This is a genomic window from Bradyrhizobium sp. IC4060 (assembly GCF_020193715.1).
Lineage (GTDB): Bacteria > Pseudomonadota > Alphaproteobacteria > Rhizobiales > Xanthobacteraceae > Bradyrhizobium > Bradyrhizobium yuanmingense.
This window is the reverse complement of the sequence record NZ_JADYVJ010000006.1, coordinates 279,544-298,270: the sequence shown is the minus strand read 5'-3', so window position 1 is coordinate 298,270 and position 18,727 is coordinate 279,544. Positions and strand designations below refer to the sequence as shown.

20 protein-coding genes and 1 tRNA gene are annotated in these 18,727 nt (G+C 62.7%); 18 read left to right on the top strand and 3 right to left on the bottom strand.

What is annotated here, in order from left to right; translation table 11 throughout:
- The first annotated feature begins 15 nt into the window (after positions 1–15).
- The 7 genes from nrdR to I6F16_RS21925 all read left to right on the top strand — a co-directional run bounded on the left by nrdR (position 16) and on the right by I6F16_RS21925 (position 6,859).
- Positions 16–498 (top strand): transcriptional regulator NrdR, encoded by a 483-nt coding sequence (nrdR, locus tag I6F16_RS21955; RefSeq protein WP_011087793.1) that lies wholly within the window; start codon positions 16–18, stop codon positions 496–498.
- Positions 495–1,643 carry a bifunctional diaminohydroxyphosphoribosylaminopyrimidine deaminase/5-amino-6-(5-phosphoribosylamino)uracil reductase RibD gene (ribD, locus tag I6F16_RS21950; protein WP_036010471.1) on the top strand — a complete coding sequence of 383 codons (1,149 nt, stop codon included), beginning with the start codon at positions 495–497 and terminating at the stop codon, positions 1,641–1,643. Before nrdR ends, ribD begins: the two co-directional genes overlap by 4 nt.
- The gene (locus I6F16_RS21945; RefSeq protein WP_057029743.1) at positions 1,643–2,272 is read left to right on the top strand and encodes a riboflavin synthase; all 630 of its coding nucleotides are present in this window, start codon (positions 1,643–1,645) and stop codon (positions 2,270–2,272) included. The genes ribD and I6F16_RS21945 overlap by 1 nt, the downstream gene beginning before the upstream one ends.
- A gap of 62 nt (positions 2,273–2,334) precedes the next feature.
- The gene (gene ribH / locus I6F16_RS21940; protein ID WP_036010456.1) at positions 2,335–2,826 is read left to right on the top strand and encodes a 6,7-dimethyl-8-ribityllumazine synthase; all 492 of its coding nucleotides are present in this window, start codon (positions 2,335–2,337) and stop codon (positions 2,824–2,826) included.
- Between the two features lie 4 nt (positions 2,827–2,830).
- Positions 2,831–3,328 (top strand): transcription antitermination factor NusB, encoded by a 498-nt coding sequence (gene nusB / locus I6F16_RS21935; RefSeq protein WP_036010453.1) that lies wholly within the window; start codon positions 2,831–2,833, stop codon positions 3,326–3,328.
- Positions 3,329–3,503: 175 nt separating this feature from the next.
- The gene (thiL, locus tag I6F16_RS21930; protein ID WP_036010463.1) at positions 3,504–4,502 is read left to right on the top strand and encodes a thiamine-phosphate kinase; all 999 of its coding nucleotides are present in this window, start codon (positions 3,504–3,506) and stop codon (positions 4,500–4,502) included.
- 236 nt (positions 4,503–4,738) lie between these two features.
- Positions 4,739–6,859 carry a sodium-translocating pyrophosphatase gene (locus I6F16_RS21925; RefSeq protein WP_036010450.1) on the top strand — a complete coding sequence of 707 codons (2,121 nt, stop codon included), beginning with the start codon at positions 4,739–4,741 and terminating at the stop codon, positions 6,857–6,859.
- Positions 6,860–7,034: 175 nt separating this feature from the next.
- On the opposite strand, the gene I6F16_RS21920 is transcribed toward I6F16_RS21925, so the two are convergent.
- The gene (locus I6F16_RS21920; protein WP_036010447.1) at positions 7,035–8,036 is read right to left on the bottom strand and encodes a tripartite tricarboxylate transporter substrate binding protein; all 1,002 of its coding nucleotides are present in this window, start codon (positions 8,034–8,036) and stop codon (positions 7,035–7,037) included.
- Between the two features lie 216 nt (positions 8,037–8,252).
- Positions 8,253–8,738 (bottom strand): outer membrane protein assembly factor BamE, encoded by a 486-nt coding sequence (locus tag I6F16_RS21915; protein WP_036010444.1) that lies wholly within the window; start codon positions 8,736–8,738, stop codon positions 8,253–8,255.
- 98 nt (positions 8,739–8,836) lie between these two features.
- On the opposite strand from I6F16_RS21915, the gene I6F16_RS21910 reads away from it, so the two are divergent.
- The 7 genes from I6F16_RS21910 (at position 8,837) to I6F16_RS21880 (ending at position 13,547) form a co-directional block, all read left to right on the top strand.
- Complete coding sequence (locus I6F16_RS21910; RefSeq protein ID WP_225113064.1) at positions 8,837–9,388, top strand: ubiquinol-cytochrome C chaperone family protein; 552 nt, start codon at positions 8,837–8,839, stop codon at positions 9,386–9,388.
- Positions 9,385–9,948 (top strand): DUF177 domain-containing protein, encoded by a 564-nt coding sequence (locus I6F16_RS21905; RefSeq protein ID WP_225113065.1) that lies wholly within the window; start codon positions 9,385–9,387, stop codon positions 9,946–9,948. Before I6F16_RS21910 ends, I6F16_RS21905 begins: the two co-directional genes overlap by 4 nt.
- Before the next feature lie 299 nt (positions 9,949–10,247).
- On the top strand, positions 10,248–11,309 hold the full coding sequence (plsX, locus tag I6F16_RS21900; protein WP_036010436.1) for a phosphate acyltransferase PlsX: 1,062 nt from the start codon (positions 10,248–10,250) through the stop codon (positions 11,307–11,309).
- Entirely contained in the window at positions 11,306–12,286 is a 981-nt protein-coding gene (locus I6F16_RS21895; RefSeq protein ID WP_036010434.1) for a beta-ketoacyl-ACP synthase III, read from the top strand. The genes plsX and I6F16_RS21895 overlap by 4 nt, the downstream gene beginning before the upstream one ends.
- 132 nt (positions 12,287–12,418) lie before the next feature.
- Positions 12,419–12,760 carry an integration host factor subunit alpha gene (locus I6F16_RS21890; RefSeq protein ID WP_036010431.1) on the top strand — a complete coding sequence of 114 codons (342 nt, stop codon included), beginning with the start codon at positions 12,419–12,421 and terminating at the stop codon, positions 12,758–12,760.
- Between the two features lie 24 nt (positions 12,761–12,784).
- Positions 12,785–13,360: a MerR family transcriptional regulator gene (locus tag I6F16_RS21885; RefSeq protein ID WP_057029740.1), complete on the top strand. Its 576-nt coding sequence runs from the start codon at positions 12,785–12,787 to the stop codon at positions 13,358–13,360.
- 109 nt (positions 13,361–13,469) lie between these two features.
- Positions 13,470–13,547: transfer RNA gene (locus I6F16_RS21880), tRNA-Pro, on the top strand.
- A gap of 83 nt (positions 13,548–13,630) precedes the next feature.
- Here I6F16_RS21880 and I6F16_RS21875 read toward each other — a convergent pair.
- Positions 13,631–13,960 (bottom strand): AlpA family phage regulatory protein, encoded by a 330-nt coding sequence (locus I6F16_RS21875; RefSeq protein ID WP_346656561.1) that lies wholly within the window; start codon positions 13,958–13,960, stop codon positions 13,631–13,633.
- Between I6F16_RS21875 and I6F16_RS38215 the strand changes: the two genes are divergently transcribed.
- The 4 genes from I6F16_RS38215 to I6F16_RS21855 all read left to right on the top strand — a co-directional run bounded on the left by I6F16_RS38215 (position 13,938) and on the right by I6F16_RS21855 (position 18,499).
- A complete protein-coding gene (locus I6F16_RS38215; protein WP_346656560.1) occupies positions 13,938–14,345 on the top strand; it encodes a helix-turn-helix transcriptional regulator in 408 nt (135 codons plus the stop codon). The genes I6F16_RS21875 and I6F16_RS38215 overlap by 23 nt on opposite strands.
- 149 nt (positions 14,346–14,494) lie before the next feature.
- A complete protein-coding gene (locus I6F16_RS21865) occupies positions 14,495–16,555 on the top strand; it encodes an AAA family ATPase (protein WP_225173988.1) in 2,061 nt (686 codons plus the stop codon).
- 379 nt (positions 16,556–16,934) lie between these two features.
- Positions 16,935–17,810: an outer membrane beta-barrel protein gene (locus tag I6F16_RS21860; protein WP_225173987.1), complete on the top strand. Its 876-nt coding sequence runs from the start codon at positions 16,935–16,937 to the stop codon at positions 17,808–17,810.
- A gap of 197 nt (positions 17,811–18,007) precedes the next feature.
- Complete coding sequence (locus tag I6F16_RS21855; protein WP_225150112.1) at positions 18,008–18,499, top strand: YetF domain-containing protein; 492 nt, start codon at positions 18,008–18,010, stop codon at positions 18,497–18,499.
- Positions 18,500–18,727: the final 228 nt, after the last annotated feature.

Genomic DNA, 18,727 nt, shown 5'->3' with positions numbered 1-18,727 from the left:
ATAAAGGTCACACGGATGCGCTGCCCGAACTGCAACAGTCTCGATACGCAGGTAAAGGACTCGCGTCCGACCGAGGACTCGTCCGTGATCCGCAGGCGGCGCGTGTGCGTCGCCTGCAATTTCCGCTTCACCACCTTCGAGCGCGTACAGCTGCGCGAGCTCACGGTGATCAAACGCAACGGCCGCCGCGTGCCGTTCGATCGCGACAAGCTGATGCGCTCGGTGCAGATCTCACTTCGCAAGCGGCAGGTCGAGCCGGAGCGCGTCGAGAAGATGGTCTCCACCATCGTGCGCGAGCTCGAGACCGGAGGCGAGGCCGAGATCTCCTCGGAGGTGATCGGCGAGACCGTGATGGAGCATCTGCGCACGCTCGACGACGTCGCCTATGTGCGCTTTGCCTCGGTCTACCGCAATTTCCGCGAGGCCAAGGATTTCGCCGACGTGCTCGGCGAGCTCTCCGGCGAGGAGGAAGCGCGGCTCGCCGCGATCCGCAAATGATCTTCCGCATCCTGGAAGACCAGTTCGCGCAGAAGGCCCGCGAGGCCAAGGATGCTGATCGCCGTTTCATGGAGCTGGCGCTTGCGCTCGGTCGGCGCGGGCAGGGCCGGACCTGGCCCAATCCGGCCGTGGGCGCCGTCATCGTCAAGGACGGCGTCATCGTCGGCCGCGGCTGGACGCAAGCAGGCGGACGTCCGCACGGTGAGCCCGAGGCGTTGCGGCGGGCGGGCGAAGCAGCGCGGGGCGCCACGCTCTACGTCACGCTGGAGCCGTGCTCTCATTTCGGCAAGTCGCCGCCTTGCGCCGATGCTGTGATCGCTGCCGGCATCAAGCGCGTGGTGGCGGCGATCGAGGACCCCAATCCGGAAGTTGCGGGCCAGGGCCATGCGCGCCTGCGCGCCGCCGGCATCAATGTGGACGTCGGTCTGTGCGCGGCGGAGGCCGCGTTCGACCATGCCGGCCATTTCCGCCGCATCCGGGACCAGCGTCCTCATGTGATCCTGAAGCTCGCGGTCTCGCCTGACGGCAAGATCGGTGCGGCCGGCGGCAAGCCCCTTGCGATCACGGGGGAGGCGGCACGCAACCGCGTGCATCTGCTCCGCGCGCAAAGCGATGCCATCCTGGTCGGCATCGGCACGGTGCTGGCGGATGATCCGCAGCTCAACTGCCGCCTGCCGGGCATGGCGGCGCGCTCGCCGGTGCGTGTGGTGCTCGACCGGAGCCTGCGCATTCCCGCATCGAGCCAGCTGGTTCGGTCCGCGCGCGAGACGCCGCTTTGGGTGATCGCGTCTGAGCTTGCGGAAGCGGCCGCCGCGACGCGCCTTGGCGCGGCCGGTGCGCAAATCATGCGCATGCCTCCGGGGAGTGCATCCGGGCTCGATCTTTCGGCCGTGCTGCATGCGCTGGCGGACAAGGGCATCACACGGCTGATGGTCGAGGGCGGCAGCCGCGTTGCGGCATCGTTCGTCGCGGCCGATCTCGTCGACGAGGTCTGGCTGTTCCGCGGAGCGGAAGCGGTCGGCGAAGGCGGCGTCGATGCGCTCGATGCATTGCCCCTGTCGAAAATCACGCAGTCGCCGGCCTACAAGGTTCATGCTAGCGAGACCTGCGGCAAGGATAACCTCACCATCTACGAGCGCGCGTAATGTTCACCGGCATTGTCACCGATATCGGCGAGATCGTCAGCTTCACGCCAACGGCGCCGGGGCAGCTGCACCGGCTGCGGATCGCCTGCCGCTACGATCAGAGCACGATTGCGGACGGCGCCTCGATCGCCTGCAACGGTGTGTGCCTGACCGTGGTTGCCTCGGGCGTTGCGGATGGCAGGGACTCCAAGCAAAGGACCTGGTTCGACGTTGACACCGCGGCCGAGACGCTGGCGCTGACGACGGCCAAGCACTGGAAGGTCGGCACCAGGCTCAACCTCGAGCGCGCGCTGAAGATCGGCGATGAGCTCGGCGGCCATATCGTCGCCGGCCACGCCGATGGCATTGCAACCATCGTCAGCCGGGAGGACTTGCCGGATATGGCGCGGTTCGTGCTCTCGACGACGCGGGAGCTGGCACGGTTCATCGCCACCAAGGGCTCGATCACGCTCGACGGCGTCTCGCTGACGATCAATACGGTTGCAGACGTGACCTTTTCGGTGCTGATCATTCCGCACACGCTCGATGTCACGACGATCGGCAGCTGGAAGGCCGGGGATGAGGTTAATATCGAGGTCGACCTGATGGCCCGCTACGCGGCGCGGCTGACGGAAATGACGGTCTCTTAGAACTTGGCTTACCTGCTTCCGGCGACTACATAGCGCCGACCCCTTTCGAAACGGATTGAACGATGGCAGACGCGCGGCGCGCACCCCTGAAGGACCAGACCGACATTTCCGGCGCGCGCGCGCTGATTGTCGAGGCGCGGTTCTATGACGATCTCCAGGATGCGCTGCTGGACGGCGCGGTGGCCGAGCTGAAGGCGGCCGGCCTGACCCACGACGTCATTACGGTTCCCGGTGCGCTGGAGATCCCCGCGGCAGTCGCCATCGCGGTCGATGCCGCGGCGGCGAACGGCAGGCCCTATGATGCGGTGATCGCGCTCGGCTGCGTGATCCGCGGCGACACCATTCATTTCGAGATCGTCTCGCAGGAATCCTCGCGCGCGCTGATGGACCTCGCCGTGGCGCGGAAGCTGCCGCTCGGCAACGGCATCCTCACCGTCAACACCGAGGCGCAGGCCTGGGCGCGGGCGCGTGCCAGCGAGCTCAACAAGGGCGGCGATGCCGCGCGCGCCGCGCTTGCGATGCTGCGCATTAAACGCCGCCTGGCGCGGGCCTGAAGCCATGGCCGATAACACCAAGAAGCCGACCGGCGTTGTCGAGAAGAAGGCGAACCGGCGCGGTGCGGCACGGCTCGCAGCCGTGCAGGCACTGTACCAGATGGACATCGCCGGTGCGGGCATCAACGACATCTTTGCCGAATTCGAAAGCCATTGGCTCGGCAACGAGGTCGAGGGCGAGACGTATCTGCCGGCGGAAGCCGCCTTTTTCCGCGACGTCGTCTCCGGCGTCGTCCGCGACCAGAAGAAGCTCGATCCTCTGATCGACGAGGCGCTGTCGAAGGGCTGGCCGCTCAAGCGGATCGAGGCGATCCTGCGGGCAGTGCTGCGGGCAGGAGCCTATGAGCTCCAGCATCGCAAGGACGTGCCGGGCCGGGTGGTGGTCTCCGAATATGTCGACGTCGCCAATGCTTTCGTCGACCGCGAGGAGACCGGCATGGTCAACGCCGTGCTCGACCAGATCGGCCGGCAGTTTCGCGGCGACGAGTTCGGGCGGGGGTAGTTTCCCGCGAGGGCGGTGAAGTGATGCGAGACGACTGCCCCATTCTCCGTCGTCATCACCCGCGAAGGCGGGTGATCCAGTACGCCGCGGCCTATCGGGCTAACACGACTGTCTCTCGAATACTGGATCGCCCGGTCAAGCCGGGCGATGACAGCGGTGGATGGGGCTGACGCCGATGGAAACCACACAAAATCCCTCCGGCGAAGACTCCCTCATCGCGCGCTATTTCAAACCGCTGGCGACCGATCCCGGCGCGTTCGGGTTGGTCGACGACGCGGCGGTGCTGTCCTCGTCCGGCGAGGACATCGTCGTCACCACCGACGCGGTGGTGGAGGGCGTGCATTATCTTGCCGGCGATCCGCCTGACAACATCGCGCGCAAGGCGCTGCGGGTGAACCTGTCCGATCTCGCGGCGAAAGGAGCGACGCCGGCAGGCTTCGTGCTGACGCTGGCGCTGCGCAGCAAGGAGGATGCCTGGCTGCGTCCCTTTGCGGACGCGCTGGGCGAGGATGCGAAGACCTTCGCTTGTCCTCTGCTCGGTGGCGACACGGTGTCGACGCCGGGCCCGCAGATGATCTCGATCACCGCCTTCGGCCGTGTGCCTCAGGGGCGGATGATCGGCCGCACCGGCGCAAGGCCGGGCGACCGCGTCCTGGTCACGGGCACGATCGGCGATGCCGCGCTCGGCCTCGACGTGCTCAAAGGCGGGGCTGCCGCCAGCGCGCTGACCTCCGATCCCGCGGCACGGGATTTTCTGGTCTCGCGCTATCGGGTGCCGCAGCCACGCAACGTGCTGGCGCCGGCCCTGCGCGATCATGCCACCGCGGCGATGGACGTCTCCGACGGCCTCGCCGGCGATCTGACCAAGCTCTGTGCCGCCTCCGGGGTCGCGGCTTCGGTCGACGTGACGAGCCTGCCACTCTCGGCCGCGGCAGCCGGCCTTCGCGCCCGCAACGTCGCGTCTGTCGAGACGCTGCTTGCCGGGGGCGACGACTACGAGGTGCTCTGCACCGTTCCGCCGGCACAATGCGAGACGCTGATTGCCGCGGGGCAGTCCCTCGGCGTTGCCGTGACTGCAATCGGTACCATCACGGAGGGGCAGAAGCCGCTGCGCTTCCTGGACGGGCAGGGCCAGGATCTGCTTTTGACGCGGCTGTCCTACAGCCACTTCTAGGAATTGCTCCAAACCGGCATCTGAGTTCTCAGCGCTTGGTCCTAAATACCTGCCAAGATCGGCCTTTTCGGGCTGATCCGGCGTTGCACCCTCAATGTGATTTTGGCAAGCTCGCGGCCGACTGGAGCCGTCCCTTAAGGGCAAGGGGGCGGCTTTGTTCAAAATCAAGGCGCTGCACCGCACGACGGACAACAAAAGGCGCCGGGGGTACATCAAGGATCTGAGGCAAACATCACATGACAGCATTATGGTTGATAGTGCTCTGCGGAGCGCTTTCCGTCGCCTACGCGATTTGGGCGACGTCTTCGGTCTTGGGCGCGGATGCGGGGTCGCCGCGCATGCAGGAGATCGCAGGGGCGGTGCGCGAAGGCGCACAAGCCTATCTCCGGCGGCAATACACCACGATCGGTATCGTCGGCATCGTCATCTTCGTGCTTCTTGCCTATTTCCTCGGGCTCTATGTCGCGATCGGTTTCGCCATCGGCGCGATCCTGTCCGGCGCTGCGGGCTTCATCGGCATGAACGTCTCGGTCCGCGCCAATGTGCGCACCGCCCAGGCCGCGACGACGTCGCTGGCCGGCGGCCTGGAGCTCGCCTTCAAGGCGGGCGCCATCACCGGCCTTCTGGTGGCGGGTCTGGCGCTGCTCGGCGTGACGCTCTATTTCGGCTTCCTGGTCCATTCGCTGAAGCTCGCGCCGGATAGCCGCGTCGTCGTCGACGCCCTGGTGGCGCTCGGCTTCGGCGCCTCGCTGATCTCGATCTTCGCCCGTCTCGGCGGCGGCATCTTCACCAAGGGTGCGGACGTCGGCGGCGACCTCGTCGGCAAGGTCGAGGCCGGCATTCCCGAGGATGACCCGCGCAACCCTGCGACCATCGCCGACAACGTCGGCGACAACGTCGGCGACTGCGCCGGCATGGCCGCCGACCTGTTCGAGACCTATGCGGTGACCGCGGTCGCCACCATGGTCCTGGCGGCGATCTTCTTCGCCAAGACGCCGATCCTCGCCAACATGATGACGCTGCCGCTCGCGATCGGCGGCATCTGCATCATCACCTCGATCATCGGCACCTTCTTCGTCAAGCTCGGGCCGAGCCAGTCGATCATGGGCGCGCTCTACAAGGGCCTGATCGCAACGGGCATCCTGTCGCTGATCGGCATCGCCCTGGTGATCTACTACCTGATCGGCTTCGGCAAGCTCGAGGGCGTCAACTACACCGGCCTGGCGCTGTTCGAGTGCGGCGTGGTCGGTCTCATCGTCACCGCCCTGATCATCTGGATCACCGAATACTACACCGGGACCGACTATCGTCCGGTGAAGTCGATCGCCCAGTCCTCGGTCACCGGCCACGGCACCAACGTGATCCAGGGCCTCGCCATCTCGATGGAAGCGACCGCGTTGCCTGCGATCGTCATCATCGCCGGCATCCTGGTCACCTACAGCCTCGCCGGGCTGTTCGGCATCGCGATCGCGACCGCCACCATGCTGGCTCTGGCCGGCATGATCGTCGCCCTCGACGCCTTCGGCCCCGTCACCGACAATGCCGGCGGCATTGCCGAAATGGCGGGACTGCCGAAGGAGGTGCGCAAGTCGACCGACGCGCTCGACGCGGTCGGCAACACCACCAAGGCGGTCACCAAAGGCTACGCGATCGGCTCCGCTGGTCTCGGCGCCCTGGTGCTGTTCGCGGCCTACAACGAGGACCTCAAGTTCTTCGTGGCCCGCTCCGCCCAGCATCCCTACTTCGCCGGCGTCAATCCGGACTTCTCACTGAACAATCCCTACGTCGTGGTGGGCTTGCTGTTCGGCGGTCTGTTGCCGTACCTGTTCGGCGCGATGGGCATGACCGCGGTCGGCCGTGCGGCCGGTGCGATCGTCGAGGAGGTCCGTCGCCAATTCCGCGAGAAGCCGGGCATCATGCAGGGTACCGACAAGCCTGATTACGGCAAGGCGGTCGACTTGCTCACGCGCGCGGCAATCAAGGAGATGATCATCCCCTCGCTGCTGCCGGTGCTGTCGCCGATCGTCGTCTACTTCCTGATCTATGCGATCGCGGGCGGCGGCGCGGCGGGCAAGTCGGCGGCGTTCTCGGCCGTCGGCGCCATGCTGCTCGGCGTGATCGTGACGGGCCTGTTCGTCGCGATCTCGATGACCTCGGGCGGCGGCGCCTGGGACAACGCCAAGAAGTACATCGAGGACGGTCATTTCGGCGGCAAGGGCTCTGATGCCCACAAGTCCGCGGTGACCGGCGATACCGTCGGCGATCCCTACAAGGACACGGCGGGACCTGCGGTGAACCCGATGATCAAGATCACCAATATCGTGGCCCTGCTGCTGCTGGCGATCCTGGCGCACTGAGCGGCGCTGACGCGACAAGAGAAAACCCCGCGGCGTGAGCCGCGGGGTTTTTGATTTGGCGATCCGACGCTCTCCCGACGTCATTGCGAGGAGCTCTTGCGACGAAGCAATCCAGCATCGTTCCGCAGAGACAGCCTGGATTGCTTCGCTTCTCTCGCAATGACGTGAGAGAGACCTACTGCACGTCCATCTGCAGGCCTTCCTTCTGGATGATGCCGGCGAACTTCTTCGTCTCGGCGTCCACGAAGGCGGCGAACTGCTCGGGCGTGCCGTAGTCGGCGCGGGCGCCCATGGCGGCGATCTGCTTCTTGACGTCCTCGCGCTCCAGCATCGCCTTGACCTGGAGATTGAGCGCGCCCAGCACCTCGGGCGAAGCGCCCTTCGGCAGGAAGACCGCGAACCAGGAGGACACGTCGAAATTCGCCAGCTCCGGCGCGCTCTCGCGCATGGTCGGCAGGTCTTTGGCGAGGTCGCTGCGCTCGGGCGTGGTGACGCAGAGACCGTTGAGCGTGCCGCTCTGCACCTGAGGCAGGGTCGGATAGAGATTGTCGAACAGGATCTGGATGTCGCCGGCAAGGGCGGCCTGGAGCGCGGGGCCGGCGCCGCGGAACGGGATGTGCGTCATCTTCAGGCCGGTGAGCTGGAGAAACCAGGCGCCGGTGAGGTGGGGGCTCTGGCCGACGCCGGAGGAGGCGTAGCTGAGCTTGTCCGGATTGGCCTTCAGATACGCGATCAGCTCGGGAATCGTTTTGATGCCGGTCTTCGGATGCGCCGAGACGATGTTCGGAATCCGGATCATGTTCGAGACCGGCTGAAGCTGGTCCGGCTTGTAGCTGAGGTTCTTGAAGATGCTGTAGGCGATCGCGTTCGGGCCGGGGTTGCCGACCAGGATGGTGTGACCATCCGGCTTGGCGCGCACGGCCTCGGCGGTGCCGATCGTGCCGCCGCCGCCGGAGCGGTTTTCCACCACAGTCGACTGACCCCAGGCGGTTTGCAGATGCGCGGCCAGGAGGCGGCCCATCACGTCCGTCGAGCCGCCGGCCGCGGCCGGCACGATGAGACGAACGTTTTCAGTGGGCTTCCAGTCGGCAAGGCTCGATCGCGGTAGAATCGCTGCGGCCGAAAGGCCGGCAGCACCGGCGAGCACACGACGGCGGGACAACAAAGGCTTATGCACGAATCCACTCCTGCTTTTTGCTTTGCGGGAACCGTAGGGAACGGCACGTGCGACCGCAAGTCGCGCGCGACGACAAGTGCCGCGCAGAGAGCGGCACGACGACGCAGGCGTAAGCCCATATACCTTGCGATGGAATTAAGCGGCTTCAGGAGCCTCGTTCGACGCGCATTTTCGACGCGAAGCGACAAGCCGCTTCGATCGAATCCTTCGACGGCCTCAGTTGAAGCTGAGCAGCTTGAACAGCGGGGTGAGGTAGCTCATCTCCTGACCCGACGTCGGCGTGGTGCGGCTGATGAAGTCGAAGATCTTGCCGTCCTGGAGACCGTAATTCGCAAGCCGGCGCACGCGCCGGGTCTTGTCGAAATAGACTGCGATGACACGCTGATCGACCACCTTCTGGTTCATGAAGGCGACCGGGCGCTCCGAGCGCTGCGAGATGTAGTAGAACACTTCACCGTCGAGGGTCGCGACCGTCGAAGGCGTGCCCATCACGATCAGCACCTGATCCTGGCTCGCGCCGATCGGAATCTGCTCGAGCGCGCCGGGCGGCAGGATGTAGCCTTTCTGGAACTGCTCGCCGGTGCAAGCTGCAAGGGCCACGCCGATCACGGCGGTGGCCGCGAGCATGCGCAGGCCGCGCCAACAGGCATGAAGGCCGCGCCGCATGTCCGCGCGCAGGCTGATCTGGTTCGTTGTCGTCATAGCGGAACTGATTCCGTCCCCTTGCGTCGCGCGAGGCGCTGAAGTACCGGGCTGGGCGTCTGAATGCAACTCGCGCGCGCCCGCTTGCGGAAACCACAATGCTTTGGCCGTTCAATCACTTCAGGAAACCCCGGCGAACCCCGCCTGGCACCATTGAGGCCATCTATGGCATGATCGTGACGCAGGCGCGAGAACCCCTGTTTTACCGGGTCTTGGGTGTGCCCGATACGGTTAACGGGCGTTTCGACCTGTTGCTGCTGCATCTCTGGCTGCTGCTGCGCCGTCTGCGCGCGGTTCAGGGCGCCGCGGAGCTGTCGCAGGCGCTGTTCGACCGCTTCTGTGAGGACATGGACGACAATCTGCGCGAGATGGGGGTGGGCGACCAGACCGTGCCGAAGCGGATGCGGGCCTTCGGCGAGGCATTCTACGGCCGCGTCCAGGCCTACGACCAGGCGATGGAAGCCGGCGGCGAGGCGCTGGCAGCGGCGATCTGCAAGAATATCTTGAATGGGACCGGCTTCGACCAGGCGGAGCGGCTCGCGGCCTATGCGAGGGCCAGCGAGGCCGATCTTGGCCGGACCGACGACGCCGCGCTGCTGCGCGCGTCCTTCAAGTTTCCCCGGGCGCTGTCACAGGATGTCACGCCATGAGCCGACCAGATACCGAGCGCGATCCCTGGCGGGCGCCCGTTATCGTTGCGCAAATCCCGGACGGCGGGTTGCATCGCGAGCTCGAGGCCTCAGTGGCCGAGCGGCAGGCGATGGCGGAGGTCGCGGGCTTGCGCGAGATCCTGTCCGCCCATGCCAGCTTCGATGTCGTGCCGAAAAGCGGCGGGCGGGTCCAGGTCACGGGCCTGGTTCGAGGCCGGATCGGCCAGACCTGCGTCGTCACGCTGGATCCGATCGAGAGCGAGATCGAGGAGGAGGTGGACCTGATGTTCGCCCCCGAGGCCGAGGCGCGCCGCCTGGCCGATCTGATCGAGGAGGGGCAGGACGACGAGGCGCCGCCCGAGGTTGCCGACCCGCCCGAGCCGATCACGGGCGGCATCATCGACCTCGGCCGGCTCGCCACCGACGTCCTGTTCCTGGCGATCGATCCCTATCCACGCAAGGAGGGGGCCGTGTTCGAGGCGGAGGTCACCGCTCCCGACCCCGACGACCATCCCTTCGCCGTGCTGAAGGCATTGCAGGACAAGAAGAAGGGCCAATGAGGGGCATTTTGGCTCGCGGCTGCCTTGCCAGGGGACGCGAGCCATTTGCCCTGATGGTTTGAGACAGCTGTTTATCTCTCTGATTTCAATGGATTTCTCGCGAAATCCGCGCCCGGCGGCCGGATTGCCCCGAATGCAAAAGGCTGGGGGCAAGAGGTTGTTTCGGGGGTACAAAACGCTATTGTCGCGCCCCGGTCCGGGTGCGGCGTGGCGCTTGGCCGGCCGCCGTACCGGTGGCGAACCCATTTTGCGGCCCCGCTGATCCCAAGACCGCACCAGACCAGGTTTCCAGGACTTACATGCCAAGCAAGGTTCGCATCGCGCTGGACGCCATGGGGGGCGATGTCGGCCCCGCCGTGGTCATTCCGGGCGCCGCCATCTCGCTTGGCCGGCATCGCGACACCGAGTTCCTGCTGGTCGGCGACCGCGCCAGGATCGAGCCCGAGCTCGACCAGCACCCGAAGCTGAAGGCCGCCTCCAAGATCATCCATACCGACGTCGCCGTCAGCATGAAGGACAAGCCGAGCCAGGCGCTGCGGCGCGGCCGCAAGACCTCCTCGATGTGGCTCGCGATCGACGCGGTCAAGAAGGGCGAGGCGGACGTCGCGATCTCCGCCGGCAACACCGGCGCGCTGATGGCGATGGCGCGCTTCCATCTGCGCACCCTGCCGGGCATCGACCGGCCGGCGATCTCGGCGATCTGGCCGACCCTGCGCGGGGAGTCCGTCGTGCTCGACCTCGGCGCCACCCTCGGCGGCGATGCCCACCATCTGGTGTCGATGGCGGTGATGGGCGCGGCCAAGGCGAGCGTGCTGTTCAACAAAACCCGGCCCACGGTCGGGCTGCTCAATATCGGCGCCGAGGAGATCAAAGGCCACGAGGAGATCCGCGAGGCCAGCGAGATCCTGCGGGCGCGGAACCTGCCGGAGCTCGACTATATCGGTTTCGTCGAGGGCGACGGCATTGGCAAGGGGCTCGCCGACGTGATCGTCACCGAAGGCTTCAGCGGCAACATCGCGCTGAAGGCGGCCGAGGGAACCGCACGGCAGATGGCGGAATTGCTTCGTCACGAGATGCAGCGGAGCTGGATGTCCAAGCTCGGCTACCTCTTCGCGCGCAGCGCCTTCCAGGCCCTGCGCGACAAAATGGACCCCAACAAGTCCAATGGTGGCGTGCTGCTGGGACTAAACGGGGTGGTGGTCAAGAGCCACGGCGGAACCAACGCCGAAGGCTTTGCCTATGCGATCGATGTTGGCTATGAGATGGCTCACTACGATCTCCTGAACAAGATCAATCAGATGCTCAACCGCGAGGGTGGTGCACTCAAATTCGTGCAGCCCGCGCCGGAGGATGTTTCGTGACTCAGATTCGTTCGGTCGTGCTCGGCTGCGGCTCTTACTTGCCGGAGCAGGTGGTGACCAACGCCCAATTGGCGGCGCGCATCGATACCTCCGACGAGTGGATCGTGCAGCGCACCGGCATTCGCGAGCGGCACATCGCGGCCGAGGGCGAGTTCACCTCGCACCTCGCCATCAAGGCGGCACAGGCGGCGCTCCGCGATGCCGGCGTTGACGCGCAATCGATCGAGCTGATCGTGCTGGCGACCTCGACGCCCGACAACACCTTCCCCGCGACCGCCGTCGCCGTGCAGCACGGCCTCGGCATCAATCATGGCGCGGCCTTCGATCTGCAGGCAGTGTGCTCGGGCTTCGTGTTCGCGCTCGCCACCGCCGACAATTTCCTGCGCACCGGGGCCTACAAGCGCGCGCTGGTGATCGGCGCGGAGACCTTCTCGCGCATCCTCGACTGGAACGATCGCGGCACCTGCGTGCTGTTCGGCGACGGCGCCGGCGCCGTGGTGCTGGAGGCGCAGGAGCAGCCCGGCAATGCCGCGACCGACCGCGGCATCGTGACCACGCATCTGCGCTCCGACGGCCGCCACAAGGCAAAGCTGTTCGTCGACGGCGGGCCGTCCTCGACCCAGACCGTCGGCCATCTGCGCATGGAGGGCCGCGAGGTCTTCAAGCACGCGGTCGGTATGATCACCGACGTGATCGTCGATGCTTTCAAGGCGACCGGGCTCGATGCCGACGGCATCGACTGGTTCGTGCCGCACCAGGCCAACAAGCGAATCATCGACGCTTCCGCGCACAAGCTGCACATCGCGCCGGAGAAGGTGGTGCTGACGGTGGACCGTCACGGCAACACCTCGGCGGCCTCGATCCCGCTGGCGCTCTCGGTGGCGCGCAAGGACGGCCGCATCAAGAAGGGCGACATGGTCCTGCTGGAGGCCATGGGTGGCGGCTTCACCTGGGGCTCCGCGCTGGTGCGCTGGTAAGCCACACCGATAAAATTTTGCCGGAATCCGCGCCGATTATCGCGACGTGTGCATTGATGTGCGGTGTTGACCGCCGTATCGTAAGCTCATAATTTCAGACAAGAATTGTTCGCCGTGAGGTGGGGCAGGGCGATGAGCGAGACCAGCAAAACCGTAACGCGTGTCGATCTGTGCGAAGCCGTCTACCAGAAGGTGGGCCTATCGCGCACGGAATCGTCTGCCTTCGTGGAACTCGTGCTGAAGGAGATCACCGACTGCCTGGAGAAGGGCGAGACGGTGAAATTGTCCTCGTTCGGCTCCTTCATGGTGCGCAAGAAGGGCCAGCGCATCGGCCGCAACCCGAAGACCGGCACCGAGGTGCCGATCTCGCCGCGCCGCGTCATGGTGTTCAAGCCGTCGGCGATCCTGAAGCAGCGGATCAACGCCCAGCACCGTACCAACGGTGACGCCACCCAGGCTCAAGAAGAGGCGTAACCGCCTTTCGGAAAGGACTGGCCTTTGGACAAGGCGCCGGATGCGTTCCGAACCATCAGCGAAGTAGCGCAGGAACTCGACATTCCGCAGCACGTGCTGCGGTTCTGGGAGACCCGCTTCTCCCAGATCAAGCCGATGAAGCGCAGCGGCGGCCGCCGCTATTATCGCCCTGACGACGTCGACCTGCTCAAAGGCATCCGCCGGCTGCTCTACGGCGAAGGCTATACCATCCGCGGGGTGCAGCGGATCCTGAAAGAGCACGGCGTCAAATCGGTGCAGGGCCTCGCCGACAGCGCGGCCGCGGTCTCCTTTGGCGCCATCGAGGACGCGATCGGCGCCAGCCTGATGGAGCCCGAGGACGAGGCCCCCATCAAGGGCATCACCGACACCGACGATGACGACTATCAGGGCGATGAAGAGGAAGGCATCGACTTCCGCTTCACCGAGGTCGACGACGAGGAGATCCTCACCACCTTCCGCAAAGGCGGCGCCGCCGTGCCCGCCGGCCCCAGCGCGCTCGACCGCGAGCGGCTGGAGCGGGTCCTCGGCGACCTCGTCGCCTGTCGCGAGATGCTGGATCAGGCCCTGAAGGAGGGCTAGGGCGGTCCCCGGCTTTGCGGGGCAGTTCCGGCCCCGCTTGGGCGGATACACCAAAATGCTGCGGCCTCGCCTTGCGCAAAGCGGCGATCCTAGCTAATGGAACGGCATTCGGAGCGTGGCGCAGCCCGGTTAGCGCACTAGTCTGGGAGACTAGGGGTCGGAGGTTCAAATCCTCTCGCTCCGACCAAAATACAAGAAGAAAATCAAAAGCTTGCCTATCGTCTTACAATAATACCACGGTTTCTGACGCTAGCTGTCCCTACTCCAGCCCTACTCAAGCACTACTTTTTTACGTTTCACAGCCTTTTGCAGGTGAAACGATTTGGCATCTCGTGACCTGCCCTTTGCGACCGCGCGGGGGCCGGATGTTGCGTTGCAGCATGCCGAGTTGACACCGTTTGCCACGCCGATTTCGATTTTCGCGGTTCTTCGGCTTATCCGGTCGTTGACCGGCAAGGCTTTTTGCCACGCCAACACTTCATCCGCATACCACGCACGGCGGTTAGCGCTGATGCTGTAGCTGGGTGGAAATAAGCGGTCCCTCTCCATCCTGAACAGGGTCGTTCGGCTTACCGGAATGACGGCAAGCACCTCGTCCACGTCTAGCATCCTGCGCAATCCACCTCGGCCTAGCGGACGCCCCGCCAGGGTTTTCAGACTTCGGGCTTTCGGCGCATTCGCCATCGGCACCTCTCCTCGAACAGATTGTTCAGTATATCGAGGTGTAATATATCGAACAACAGGCAACGTTTTCCGCATGGACCTGCGGGATACGTTCGCCACGAATCTGCGCCGCTTGCGTAGCGCTAAGGGGCTATCGCAAGACGATCTCGCGTACGAGGCTGGAATTAGCCGGAGCTATTTGAGCCAACTTGAGAAGGGCTCGTTCTTCGTGAGCATCAAGATAATCGGAAAGCTCGCGCAAACCCTGGGCGCCGAACCGGATGAATTTTTGAAGCGGCCGCCGAAGCGGCGTCCGCGATAGAAGGCCGCCAGCCTCGCAGTGCATTCGTCAACCGTCCCGCCACCGAAGCACGTTCGGCATTCCCATAACTTTCAACTTCCGCTAGAGGACTAGATGAGCGAAGATCGGCCGTAGCTAACGTACACGTCCGAGCAGGGTGGAGGATTGGAATGCACTTGCGGCGATTGCAGATAAGCAATTTTCGAGCACTGGAGAATATCGACGTAGAATTCACGGCTCTCGTCAACGTCATTATCGGACCCAACGCAATTGGAAAGACCACCATTCTCGAAGCAATACGACTAGCAAAGGGCCTGCTCGCTCCTAGGATTCAAAACGAGAGCCAACAAACGTTATTCCAGTTGGGTCTATTGTCTCCGCATATGCCGCAGCGGCTGCTGCCTTCCGCCATTACAAATGACCCAAGTCGTCCAACCGTGGTCAAATGTTCTTTTAGAGCGGAGCCCGAAGAGATTAGTCTCCTCGAAGCTCTTCTTCCTAGTATGATTCCGAACTTTGCACTCCAGAGCATGGGCCAGCGTTTTGCAGACGCTGCACAGGCAATGAATTTTTTGAATTCGCCAATGGGGCAGCAAGGATTGCAAGCTGCACAGAGGGCTCTCACCGAGGAACTCACGAGACTGAAGGGCAGCAGTAGTATTGATCTGAACCTTACAATCCATCATGCGACCCCTTCCATCAACGGCGAGTTTCCTGTGCGCCAGCTTATGTATACGACGCTGGAGCAGCAACTCGATCCCACGAAAGCAATGTTCTCCTACTTTCCGGCCGACAGAGCGATGCCGATTGGAGAGCAGCCCGTCCAACTAGGGTTGGCTGATACGAGCCAGCAACTTGAATCCTATAATTCGCAGCCGCAACTGAAGTACAATCGATTGAAGAACATGATCTTCAATACAATTATTGGCCGCGCATCGGGACGAGATGAACTTGCAAAACAATTCGATCTGATTTTTCAGCGTGTACTAAAAGGTCGCTCACTCGGAGAGATTGGAGTGAACAACATCGGGATGCTCTCGATACCCATACGGGATACCGAAACAAACGAGTCGTTCGATATTGACGGTCTGAGTAGCGGCGAGAAAGGGCTCATCCTAACGTCGCTGTTGATATCGCGAAACATAGAAAAAAATGGGCTTGTGCTGTTGGACGAGCCCGAATTGCACCTAAATCCGGCGGTGTGCCGCGACCTGCTCCAGTTTTACGTTGATGAATTTGCAATCAAGAACAATATGCAAGCTATCGTCTGCTCCCATTCCGCCGAAATACTCGCGGGTGCCTTTGAACGAAATGAATGTGCGTTGTTTCATCTGCGCAGCGGGACTTCACTCGCGAAGGTTCGCCAGCAGGACCAAGGTGAGATTCGCGACGCGTTGCGTCGCCTAGGAAGCTCCGAGAGCGAGGCTCTGCTTTATCGGGGCACGCTGTCCGTCGAAGGAATTCATGACATCGAAATCCTACAGGCTGGTTTCGATGCAATTGTGCGCCGACTGAAGGTCAAGCAGCTTGGTGGTCGAGGTGTTCTAGAAAGCGATATTCGCGAGCTACAGACTGCCGAGCGGAACGGCGTTGAGATCGGACTTCACTATTTCTTATTTGATCATGACCGCCAGCCGACTTCATTGACGGACAGCACGCATGTTCGGCTCCGACAACTGAAGCGTTTCTGTTTGGAAAACTACTTGCTTGAGCCCGAGATTATTACCGATTTGAGCAGAGAAAAAGAGTTCGCGGACAGTCCACTACAAAATGTCACCGAAACAACGCAAAAGATGAAGGCGTTAGCGATGGAGCAACTTAACAGTGTTGCTGCTCGGGAGGTGTTCAAGCAATTTGAGTTGGAATCAATTTGCTTTGACATGAAGCAGTTGGATCGCGATGCCGGGAACGCCGCCCCAGCGTTGCTCTCTCAAATCGGGCTTATTGTGTCAAAGCTCAGTGGGTTCAAGCCGGGTGAATTTGAAGTTGAATATCGGAAGAGATTTGATGCAAAAGTCGCCGAATTGGCTGCGCGATGGGATGACAAGTGGCGCGATCAGTGTGACGGCAAGCGGCTGCTGGAAGATATGAGGCGCGACAAGTACATCAAGGGTGACCTCTTGAAATTGAAGCGCCGCATCGCGATTGAAATGCGCTTGCGATCAACAGAGGCGTACAACGCGCTTACTGGAATCCTGACTGATCTGATTGCATCAGCGCCCGCTATGTAGCTCCAAAATGATACCCAGCGGCGTTTTGACCCCTAGTCTGGACGTGCCAAGCAAACGGATGACCGGATGGCTACGTCTAAGCTTTGTAAGTATTGACGTCGCAAATCTACTGGCACTACTTCAAGCTTTATTGAAGAGAGAGGTTAATGCAAGTATAAGTTGTACGTTAGGCTGGGAGACTAGGGGTCGGAGGTTCAAATCCTCTCGCTCCGACCAAATTCCTCAAGAACGGAATTCCTTTCCGGGCCGTCGGTTGACCGCGGGCCGGCCGTTTGCGGTTGATTTTGCAACGTTCCGCAGGTGTTGCCCTCGCGTCACAGCATCCAGCGTCAACATGATTTAAGAATTTGGGCACTTTGGAATCGCGGAGGGGCGTCCCGTGAGAAGAGCACTGGCTGCTGTAGCAGTCTTGGCGAGTGTCGCTTCGGGGGCGGAAGCTGCTGACCAAAGCCCTGCAATTTTCACGAAAGCGCGCACGGCTGACTCCAGCCCAAGCTGGACGGGATTTTATGCTGGCGGCAACGTTGGCGGCGCATGGGCAGACCGGTCCGTCAATTTTACGAGTGACGCGGCCTCCGCTTTCATCTTCAATCCTGGAGTTCCGATTCTGCCTCCCTTTGCGGGGCAGGTTGCTCCCAGCCCTCACGATTTTTCGATGAGTGGTGTAACGGGAGGCTTGCAAGCCGGCTACAATTGGCAACTCGATAGCAAGTGGTTAGTCGGCGTAGAAGCTGACTTGAGCGGATCCAGCTTGCGCGGCGGCGGTCGTGAAACAACGCCGATTCTACCCCCAGCCTTCACACAGACCATCTCGGCTGAGCAAAAGATTGACTGGTGGGGGAGCGTTCGTGGTCGTCTGGGGGCGCTGGTCACGCCTAGCGTTCTTCTGTATGGGACCGGCGGCTTTGCTTTTGGTCGAGTAGCGACATTTGACGACTACATCGTGAACGGACCGGGGGGCGCTTTGAGTGTCTCCGTCGCCGGCACTTCATTCAGCTGTACGATCGGATCGACTTGCTTCACGGGGAACAATTCCCGCATTCAGACTGGCTGGACGGTCGGCGGAGGCGGTGAATGGCGCTTTGCGCCTGGTTGGAGCTTCAGGGCCGAATATCTCTACGTTGACCTCGGCAAATCGTCAGTGACGGCCAACGCACTCGCAACGGGCATCGGTCCGAACTTGTCCAGATACACCGCAAATTTCGGCCGGGCAGATTTCCACGTCGCCCGAGTCGGCGTGAACTATCATTTTTGACCTTTTGAGCAGATCGTGCCCTAAGGGCCCACCGACCTCAAATACCCGCGTCGTCTCGCCCAACAGCGTCCGCAACCATCTCCGTGCCATCACGCCAGTACGGTTCAGCCTTCCAGAAGACGCTACGATCAGCCGCCTCATGGCGGACCATCGATACGTGGTATCAGGACGCTTCCATTTAGGTGCGAGGGCAACACATGTTTCAGCTATCGTGGAACGAGATCTTCGTCCCGACGCATTCCATCATGGAAATGGTCGTGCGGGGCACCATCATGTACCTTGGCGTCTTCACCCTGATGCGCTTCGTTTTGAAGCGACAAACCGGCGGGCTCAGCATCCCCGATCTGCTTCTCGTCGTGCTGCTGGCGGACGCGGCGCAGAATGGCATGGCGGGTGAATACCACTCGATCACAGAAGGTATCGTGCTCGTTGCCACCATCATTTTCTGGAATCTTGCCATCGACTGGATCGGGTATCACGTGCCTTTCGTGGAGCGGCTTGCTCACCCGGCGCCGCTCCTCCTCATCAAAGACGGGCAGGTCCTCCGGCGCCACATGCGGCAGGAGCTGGTGACGATGGATGAGTTGATGAGCAAACTTCGCGAGGAGGGCATAGCGAGCCCCGCGGACGTGATAGAGGCCTATATCGAGGGCGACGGCAATATCAGCGTGAAAAAGAAGGAAGCCTGACGGCCTTGGTCTGCCCGCCGACATGTCGGCGTTGCGCAGCATCGGCGATAGACTACTTGTTATCCTGGAGGTTTCCGCAGGCTTCCCAAAGGGCACATTCGCTGAGGTTGCGCCACCTACCTCAACTACCCGCCATCCGCGTGGTTTCGCCCACCCGCGTCCGCTCCATCTCCGCGGCGAGTACTTGAGGGGTCATATCCACAAGCGCGTCGGGTTTACAATATCACC